The 7,956-nt window shown below is 71.9% G+C and carries 9 protein-coding genes; 4 read left to right on the plus strand and 5 right to left on the minus strand.

Annotated features, from left to right (window positions below):
- Window positions 1-75 precede the first annotated feature (75 nt).
- Window positions 76-585 carry an adenine phosphoribosyltransferase gene (locus tag GVN67_RS26925; RefSeq protein WP_160000407.1) on the plus strand — a complete coding sequence of 170 codons (510 nt, stop codon included), beginning with the start codon at window positions 76-78 and terminating at the stop codon, window positions 583-585.
- A 76-nt stretch (window positions 586-661) separates the two neighbouring features.
- A complete protein-coding gene (locus GVN67_RS26930; protein WP_160000401.1) occupies window positions 662-1,687 on the plus strand; it encodes a hypothetical protein in 1,026 nt (341 codons plus the stop codon).
- Between the two features lie 49 nt (window positions 1,688-1,736).
- On the opposite strand, the gene GVN67_RS26935 is transcribed toward GVN67_RS26930, so the two are convergent.
- The 4 genes from GVN67_RS26935 to GVN67_RS26950 all read right to left on the minus strand — a co-directional run bounded on the left by GVN67_RS26935 (window position 1,737) and on the right by GVN67_RS26950 (window position 5,628).
- A complete protein-coding gene (locus tag GVN67_RS26935) occupies window positions 1,737-2,096 on the minus strand; it encodes a flagellar biosynthesis regulator FlaF (protein WP_160000402.1) in 360 nt (119 codons plus the stop codon).
- A gap of 9 nt (window positions 2,097-2,105) precedes the next feature.
- On the minus strand, window positions 2,106-2,603 hold the full coding sequence (locus tag GVN67_RS26940; RefSeq protein ID WP_160000403.1) for a flagellar biosynthesis repressor FlbT: 498 nt from the start codon (window positions 2,601-2,603) through the stop codon (window positions 2,106-2,108).
- Between the two features lie 179 nt (window positions 2,604-2,782).
- On the minus strand, window positions 2,783-3,961 hold the full coding sequence (locus GVN67_RS26945; RefSeq protein WP_368667266.1) for a methyltransferase domain-containing protein: 1,179 nt from the start codon (window positions 3,959-3,961) through the stop codon (window positions 2,783-2,785).
- On the minus strand, window positions 3,958-5,628 hold the full coding sequence (locus GVN67_RS26950) for a formate--tetrahydrofolate ligase (RefSeq protein ID WP_160000404.1): 1,671 nt from the start codon (window positions 5,626-5,628) through the stop codon (window positions 3,958-3,960). Before GVN67_RS26950 ends, GVN67_RS26945 begins: the two co-directional genes overlap by 4 nt.
- A gap of 149 nt (window positions 5,629-5,777) precedes the next feature.
- Between GVN67_RS26950 and GVN67_RS26955 the strand changes: the two genes are divergently transcribed.
- Both GVN67_RS26955 and GVN67_RS26960 read left to right on the plus strand, forming a co-directional pair.
- Window positions 5,778-6,758, plus strand: a complete 981-nt coding sequence (locus GVN67_RS26955; RefSeq protein WP_160000405.1) for a tripartite tricarboxylate transporter substrate binding protein — start codon at window positions 5,778-5,780, stop codon at window positions 6,756-6,758.
- Window positions 6,759-6,900: 142 nt separating this feature from the next.
- Complete coding sequence (locus tag GVN67_RS26960; protein WP_235035551.1) at window positions 6,901-7,560, plus strand: OmpW family protein; 660 nt, start codon at window positions 6,901-6,903, stop codon at window positions 7,558-7,560.
- Window positions 7,561-7,643: 83 nt separating this feature from the next.
- Here GVN67_RS26960 and GVN67_RS26965 read toward each other — a convergent pair.
- The coding region (locus tag GVN67_RS26965; protein WP_160000406.1) for a hypothetical protein at window positions 7,644-7,956 on the minus strand (313 nt) is incomplete at its 5' end.

Consider the following 7,956-nt stretch of genomic DNA (forward strand, 5'->3'; position numbering starts at 1 on the left):
GGCCAGACCCCCGCCCCCGCTCTTGCTGCCGATGGCCTTGCTGCCGGTGGCCTTGCCGCCGATCCCACCTTCGACCTGAAGGCGCATATCCGCGGCATCCCGGATTTCCCGAAGCCCGGCATCCTGTTCTACGACATCTCCACCCTGCTGCGGCACGGCCCGGCCTGGAAGGCGGCGATGGACCTGCTGGCCGAGCGCATCCGCCTGGCCCGCCCCACCCTGCTGGCCGGCATCGAGAGCCGCGGCTTCCTGATGGCGGCGCCGATGGCGCTGGCCCTCGGCCTGGGCTTCATCATGCTGCGCAAGCCGCGCAAGCTGCCGGGCGCCACCATCGGCTACGACTACGACCTCGAATACGGCAAGGACCGGATCGAGATGCAGGCCGACGCCGTCAAGCCCGGCGACCGCGTCGTGCTGCTGGACGACCTGCTGGCCACCGGCGGCACCATGGCCGCCGGCGTCGAGCTGCTGCGCCAGGGCGGCGCCGAGGTGCCGATGGTCGCCACTCTGATCGAGCTGACCTTCCTGAACGGCCGCGCCCGCCTGGACGTGCCGGTCGAAACCCTTGTCGCCTACGCCGACTGACAGCCATGGCCCAAGGCATGGCCAGGCCGCGCGCTGCCTTTTTCCCGCCGCGCCCGCCTGCCATGAGGGCGGCATGATGCCGCTCCCCCGTCGCGCCGCCACGCTGGGCGCGCTGGCCAGCCTGGTCGGGCTGGCGGCGCGCGGCGCGGCGGCCCAGGCCCCTGCCTTCGCGCCCGCCTTCGCCAGCACGCCGCCGCTGCCCGACAGCGCCACCCTGCTGCTGCCCGGTCCCGAGGGCGGCGCCGCGGCGCTCTGGGCGCGCGGCCTGGCCGCCGGGCTGGTGCGCGGCCTGCCGCATGCCGTGGCGCTGCGCACCGCCATCCTGGGCGGGCCGGACGGCGTCACCGCCGCCAACCGCTTCGCCACGCTGGAAGCCGGCGATGGCCGCACCCTGCTGGTGCTGCCGGGCCTGGCCGCCCATGCCCGGCTGGTCGGCGAAAGCCGCGCGCAATACGAGCCGGAGACCTGGCTGCCGCTCTGCGTCGGCTGGCAGGGCGCGGTGCTGGCCGGGCGCGGCGTCTTCGTCCCCCCCCGCGCCGCGCAGCCGCTGCGCCTGGCGCTGGCCGGGCCCGAATCGCCGGAGACGGCGGCGCTGCTGGCGCTCGACCTGCTGGGCTTCCCGGCCGTGCCAGTGTTCGGCCTGACGGGCGCGGCGGCGGCCGCCGCCATCGGCCGCGGCGAGGCCGATGCCCTGGTCATGGCCGACCCGACGCCGCAGACCCGGGTGCGCCAGTTCGGCCTGACCCCCTGGCTGGAGCTCGACACCCCCGCCCGCCGCGACCACCCCGAGCTGCTGGCCGCCAGCAGCGCGGCGACGCGCCCGGCCGCCCTGGCCGCCGCCCAGGCGGGCTTCGCGGCGCTCAGGCTGCGTGCCGCGCTGATGCTGCCCGGGCTGACGCCGGCCGATTCGGTCGCCGCCTGGCGCCGCGCCGCGCTGCGCTGGCAGGAGGAGGAAGAGAAGAGCCAGCCGGTGGAGGGCGCCTCGCCGGCGCTGGTGGGGGCCGAGGCCCGGGCCATCATGGCGGCGATCTGCCCGCCGCCCGAGGCGGTGCTGGCCTATCGCGAATGGCTGCTCCGCCGCCTCGCCTGGCAACCCAGCTAGTTTTTTTCAGGGCCGCCCTCCGGTGTCGGGCGGCGGCGGGGCGCCAGCTTCAGTGCAGGTCGGTCAGGCCGGCCTGCAGCGTCTCGGTGATGCCGATCATCAGCGCCAGGTCGGGCGAAGGCTGGTCCAGCTCGACCAGCATGGCCAGGGCCAGCCGCGCCACGCCTTGGCGCAGGCTGTCGGGCAGCGATCCCTCGGCGCCACAGGCCAGCAGCACGGCGCGCCACAACCCGTCGGCCCGTTCCAGCGCGGCCTCGGGGTCGGGATGGTGGCCGTCGCGCAGCGCGCGCAGCTCCCCGGCCAGGGCGGCGAAGGCCGCGGCCTCGGCGGCGCGGCCGGACCAGTCGGTGGTGCCGTCAGGCGTCGCCGCCGCCCCGTCCAGCATCGCCAGGGTGCCCCGCATCGGCATCGCGGAAGTTCAGGCCACGGCGCCGGAAGCCGCCCCGGAGGCAGCCCCCGGGCCCGGCGCGACGGAGGGGGAAGACGGCGCCGCGGCAGGCTCGGTCGCCTCCGGCAGGCCGGCGGCGCTGCGCAGGACGGCATCCTCATGCTGCATGACGCGGCGGACCAGCTTCAGCGCCTGGTAGCATTCGTCCTGCTCGGCCAGGGTCAGCGCCGAATCCAGCGCCTCCCGCACCAGGGCCGAGGTGGTGACCTCCTGGAATTCGGCGATCAGATCGCGGGCGAGCTCCAGCCCGCGCTCCCGCTCCTCGTCATTGCCGATATAGGCGGTCTGGATGGCGAAGTAGATCCGCCGGGCCGGCGTGGTGGCCAGCTCCGGCGTCATGATCTGCTTGCCGAACAGGAAGCGGGCACGGCTGGTCAGCTCGATACGCGCGCGGTTGCGGAAGCGCAGCGGCGCCCCGTTGACCACCAGCAGGTCCCCCTGCCGCAATTCCAGCACCAGTGTCGACACCGTCTTGCATCCTTCGGAAACCCGGTCGCCCCAACGAGGAGCTTCGCCGAAACTCCGGTCCGAAGCCTTTCTCGCGGCTCCAGAACTCGTGCTGGCCCAGTCAATCTGGGGTGTTTTTCTTTAACAACACATAAATGAGAGCCGCCGCCACGACAAAAAATTACATTCCGCGTAAAGCCTTAGCCGGCGCGACGCAGCACCAGCAGCAGGCCCTGGACCGGCGCGCCGCGCTCGACGCGCAGCACCGCGCGGCGCTCCGCCACAGCTGCCAGGCCGGCTTTCTCGCATTGGGCGGCAATGGCGGCGGGCGCGTGGCGGTAGCGCAGGCCCTCGCCCAGCGCGAAGGGCGCGACCTCGCCGAGCTCCAGGCTGAAGCCCGCGACCCCGCCGGGCCGCAGCGCGCCGGCGATGGCGGCCAGCGCCCCGTCCAGCGCGCCCAGGTAGTTCAGCACATCGGCGGCGGCGACCAGGTCGAAGCCGGCCGGATGGGCGGGCAGGAAGTCGAGCAGGTCGGCCTCGTGCAGCGCGTCGTAGCCGCCGGCGGCCCGCGCCGCGTCCAGCATGCGGGGCGACAGGTCCAGGCCCTCCAGCCGCCGGGCGAAAGGGGCGAGGGCCCGCCCCGACAAGCCGGTGCCGCAGCCGAGGTCGAGCACATCGAGCGACCGGTCCGCCGGCACCCCCGCCTCGCGCAGCAAGTCGGCCAGCGCTTCCGGCGTGCGGTAGCCCAGCTTCTGGGTGAGGTCTTCCTCGAAGCGGGGCGCGTATTGGTCGAAGAGGTCGCGGACATAGGCGGCCGGCGCCCGGTCCGGTGCGGCGGCGGCGCCGAGGGCGGCCAGCAGGAAGCGCGCCTGCTCGGCATGGTCCGGGTCGCGGGCGGCGGCCTCGGCGGCGGCGCGGGCTTCCGGCAGGGCACCGGCCTCGCGGCAGGCATGGGCGAGCGCCAGCTGCGCGGCGGCATCGGGGCGCAGCTTCACGGCGCGGCGCAGCGGCGCCAAAGCGGCCCGCGCCTGCCCCAGCCCGCAGAGCGCCTGGCCGAGGTTGCGCAGGCTGAGCGCGTCGTCCGGCCGCTGCGCCAGCGCCTGCTTCAGCAGAAAGACAGCTTCTTCCAGCGCGCCGGTCTCGGCCAGCAGCGCGCCGAGCGAGGCCTGGAAGACCGGCGCCCCCGGCCGCAGCGCCACCGCCCGCCGGACCAACGGGACGGCAACTGAAAGAAAACCCTGTTGGCGCTTGAGGGTGCCGAGCAGGTTCAGCGCATTGGGCTCGTCCGGGGTCTGCGCCAGGATGCGGGCATAGAGCGCCTCGGCCGCCGGCAGGTCGCCGGCGGCGTGCAGCGCGCTCGCCTGCTGCAGCAGGGTCAGAACAGGCCCTCGATGCGGCCCTCGGCGTCGAGGCCGATGGCTTCGGCGGCCGGGCGGCGCGGCAGGCCGGGCATGGTCATGACATCGCCGGCGATGGCCACGACGAAGCCGGCGCCGGCCGAGAGGCGCACCTCGCGCAGCGGCAGGATATGGCCCTCCGGCGCGCCCATCAGGGTGGGGTCGGCGCTGAAGGAATACTGCGTCTTGGCGATGCAGACGGGGACATGGCCGAAGCCGGCCTCCTCGAACTTCTTCAATTTCGCGGCGACGGGGGGCGGGATGGAGACGCCGGCGGCGTGGTAGATTTCGCGCGCCACGGTCTCGATCTTGCCGGTCAGCGACAGGTGGTCGTTGTAGAGCGGCTCGAACTTCGCGCTTCCCGAGGCGATGATCCGCTTCACCGCATGGGCGAGCTCCTCCGCGCCGGCCGCGCCATCGGCCCAATGGGTGCAGAGGATGGCTTCGGTGCCGAGCTTCGCCATCGCCGCGCGGACGGCGGCGACTTCGGCGTCGGTATCAGAAGTAAACTTGTTCAGCGCCACGACCACGGGCAGGCCGAATTTCTGCATGTTCTGGACGTGGCGGGCCAGGTTGGCGATGCCGCGGGTGACGGCGGCGACATCCTCGGTGCCCAGCGCCGCCTTGGCGACGCCGCCATGCAGCTTCAGCGCGCGGACGGTGGCGACGACGACGCAGGCGGAAGGCGCCAGGCCCGCCGAGCGGCACTTGATGTCGAGGAACTTCTCGGCGCCGAGATCGGCGCCGAAGCCGGCCTCGGTGACCACGACATCGGCCAGTTGCAGCGCCAGCCGCGTCGCCATGACGCTGTTGCAGCCATGCGCGATGTTCGCGAAAGGCCCGCCATGGACCAGCGCCGGCGAGCCCTCCAGCGTCTGCACCAGGTTGGGCGACAGGGCGTCGCGCAGCAAGGCGGCCATGGCGCCGTCGGCCTTCAGGTCGCGGGCGGTGATGCTGCGGCCGTCGCGCGACTGCGCCACGATGATGCGGCCGAGGCGATCCTGCAGATCGGCCAGGTCCTTCGACAGGCAGAACACCGCCATCACCTCGGAGGCGACGGTGATGTCGAAGCCGTCCTCGCGCGGAAAGCCGTTGGGGACGCCGCCGAGCGCCGCGGTGACGCTGCGCAGCGCGCGGTCGTTCATGTCGATGGCGCGGCGCCAGCTGATGCGGCGGGCATCGATGCCGAGCTCGTTGCCCCAGTAGATGTGGTTGTCGATCATCGCGGCCAGCAGGTTGTTGGCCGCGGTGATGGCGTGGAAGTCGCCGGTGAAGTGGAGGTTGATCTCCTCCATCGGCAGGACCTGGGCATAGCCGCCGCCGGTCGCCCCGCCCTTGACCCCGAAGCAGGGGCCGAGCGAGGGCTCGCGCAGCGCGATCATGGCGCGGGTGCCGATGCGGTTCAGCGCGTCGCCGAGGCCGACGGTGGTGGTGGTCTTGCCCTCGCCGGCGGCGGTGGGGTTGATGCCGGTGACCAGGACCAGGGCGCCCTGCCTGTTGCCCTCCTGCGCGCGCAGGAAGTCGAGGCCGATCTTGGCCTTGTAGCGGCCATAGGGTTCGAGAGCCTCGGCCGGGATCCCGGCGCGGGAGGCGATCTCCTGGATCGGTAGCAGCTTGGCCGCGCGCGCGATGTCGAGGTCGGTCGCCATGGTCTCACCCTGTTGGTCGCCGCCCGGCTTATCGTCCCCTGAAGGGAGCGGCAAGACAGCCCAGCGGGGACGCAGCCTTGGATTGAAACTGTCCTCGCCGTCATGTCATGTTGTCGGACAACTAAAATAAACGTCCGGGAGCAAGTCCAATGAACCGCCGTCCTCTGTTGGGCGCCGCTGCGCTCGCGCTGATTCCGGGGGCCCGTGGCGCCCTGGCGCAACCGGTCGCCTGGCCCAGCCGCCCGGTCACCATGCTGGTGCCCTTCGTCGCCGGCGGGCCCAGCGACATCGTGGCGCGGGCGATCTCGATGCGGATGGGGCAGACCATCGGCCAGACGGTGGTCGCCGAGAACCGCGCCGGCGCCAATGGCGAGATCGCCGGCCGGGTGCTGGCCCGGGCCGAGCCGGATGGGCAGACGCTGATGGTGGGCTCGATCGGCGTCTATGCCATCAATGCCGCGCTGCGCCCCGACCTGGGCTACGACCCGGTGAAGGATTTTTCGCCGATCAGCCTGGCGGTGACGACGCCCAATGTTCTGGTGATCAATCCGGAAAAGGTGCCGGTGTCAGACGTGGCCGGGCTGATCGCCTGGCTGAAGGCCAATCCGGGCAAGAGCAGCTATTCGACCAGCGGCGTCGGGTCCTCGGACCAGATGACCGCCGAGCTGTTCAAGCAGCGGGTCGATGTGGATGTGGCGCATGTGCCCTATCGCGGCGGTGCCGCCGCCGCGACCGACCTGATCGCCGGCAATGTGCAGATGTCGTTCCAGAATCTCGGGACGGTCGCGGCGCATATCCAGTCGGGGCGCTTGAAGGCGCTGATGGTGACCGATGCGCAGCGGCATCCGATCCTGCCGACGGTGCCGACCTCGGCCGAGGCGGGGCTGGCGGATTTCGTGGTCACCAGCTGGCAGGCGGTGATGGCGCCGGGCGGGATGCCGGCGGCGTTGCGGGCGAAGATTTATGCCGCGGTGGCCGAGGCCTTGCAGCATGCGGATGTGAGACCGCGGCTGGAGCAGATCGGCTTCACCATCGTGGCCAGCACGCCGGAGGCGTATGCGCAGTTCCAGGCGGCCGAGATCGCGCGCTGGCGCCAGGTGATCCAGGTTGCCGGCATCAAGCCTGAATGATCTATTCGTCTTTTATGAAATAGAAAAAAGATGGGGTCCGGGGAATTCTTTCCCCGGCCTTTCTTTTGAATGATGCAGATCAAGGTGTCGTCTTGGCGTCGGCGGTAATCCTCCTCTCACGTTGAAAGGAAGGTTTGCAGTCGTGAAGAAGACGGTTTGTGGCGCTTTGGCTTGTAGTGCCCTGGCGGCCCTGGCGATGATGACGGCGCCGGCGATGGCGCAGGAGCCGCTGCGCGGCAAGCAGGCGGGCGACATCGTGGTGGGTTTCGGCGCCATCGGCGTGCTGCCGCAGAGCGGCGGCCGGGTGGATGCGATCGGCGGCAGGCCGGACGCCTCGGACACGGTCACCCCGCAGCTGGACGTCACCTATTTCGTCACGCCCAACATCGCGCTGAACCTGATCGCGGCAACGACGCGGCATGACGTGCAGGTGCGCGGCTCGGCGCTGGGCAATGTCGATCTGGGCCGGGTCTGGGCGCTGCCGCCGACGCTGACCTTGCAGTACCACCCGCTGCCGCAGTCGCGGGTCAGCCCTTATGTGGGCGCCGGCATCAACTACACGCTGTTCTATGGCGAGGGCGGCGGGCGGACGCCGCCGGTCACCAAGGTCGATGTGGAGAATAGCTGGGGCTGGGCGCTGAACATGGGCGTCGACTACGCGGTGACGCCGCAATGGGGCATCAACGTCGACGTCAAGAAGCTGTTCCTGCGGCCGGATGTTTCTGTGAATGGCGGCGCCATCGGGGCGCGGGCGGACCTGGATCCGTGGATCGTGGGGGCCGCGGTTCGCTACCGCTTCTGACCCGCTGCGGGATGTGAAAAAGCCCCGGCCAGGACGGCCGGGGCTTTTTTCGCGCGTGAGACGCCGAAGGGAAGTCGTGGTTTTTAGCTGGACCAGGCCATGCGGACGACGCGCCAGGCGCCGTCGCGCCAGGCCAGGTCGAGGCCCAGGCTGCCGGCGCCGTCGCGCGGGGCGAGCTCCAGGCGGGCGGTGCGCAGGCCGGTGATCTGCATCTGCCGCAGCCGCTCCAGCGGCTGGATGGTCGGGTCGCGCAGCAGCGGCGCCGGGGTCTGGCGGGCCTCGACAGCGCGCTTCAGGGCCTCGGGGTCCTGCCAGCCGGCCGAAAGCTCCCCGGACAGCATGGCCAGGTAGCGGGCGGCGTCGCGGCCCTCGGGGGCGGCGCGGGCGGCGTCGGGG

This window comes from Roseomonas sp. 18066 (assembly GCF_902706185.1).
In the GTDB taxonomy this organism is placed as follows: domain Bacteria; phylum Pseudomonadota; class Alphaproteobacteria; order Acetobacterales; family Acetobacteraceae; genus Pseudoroseomonas.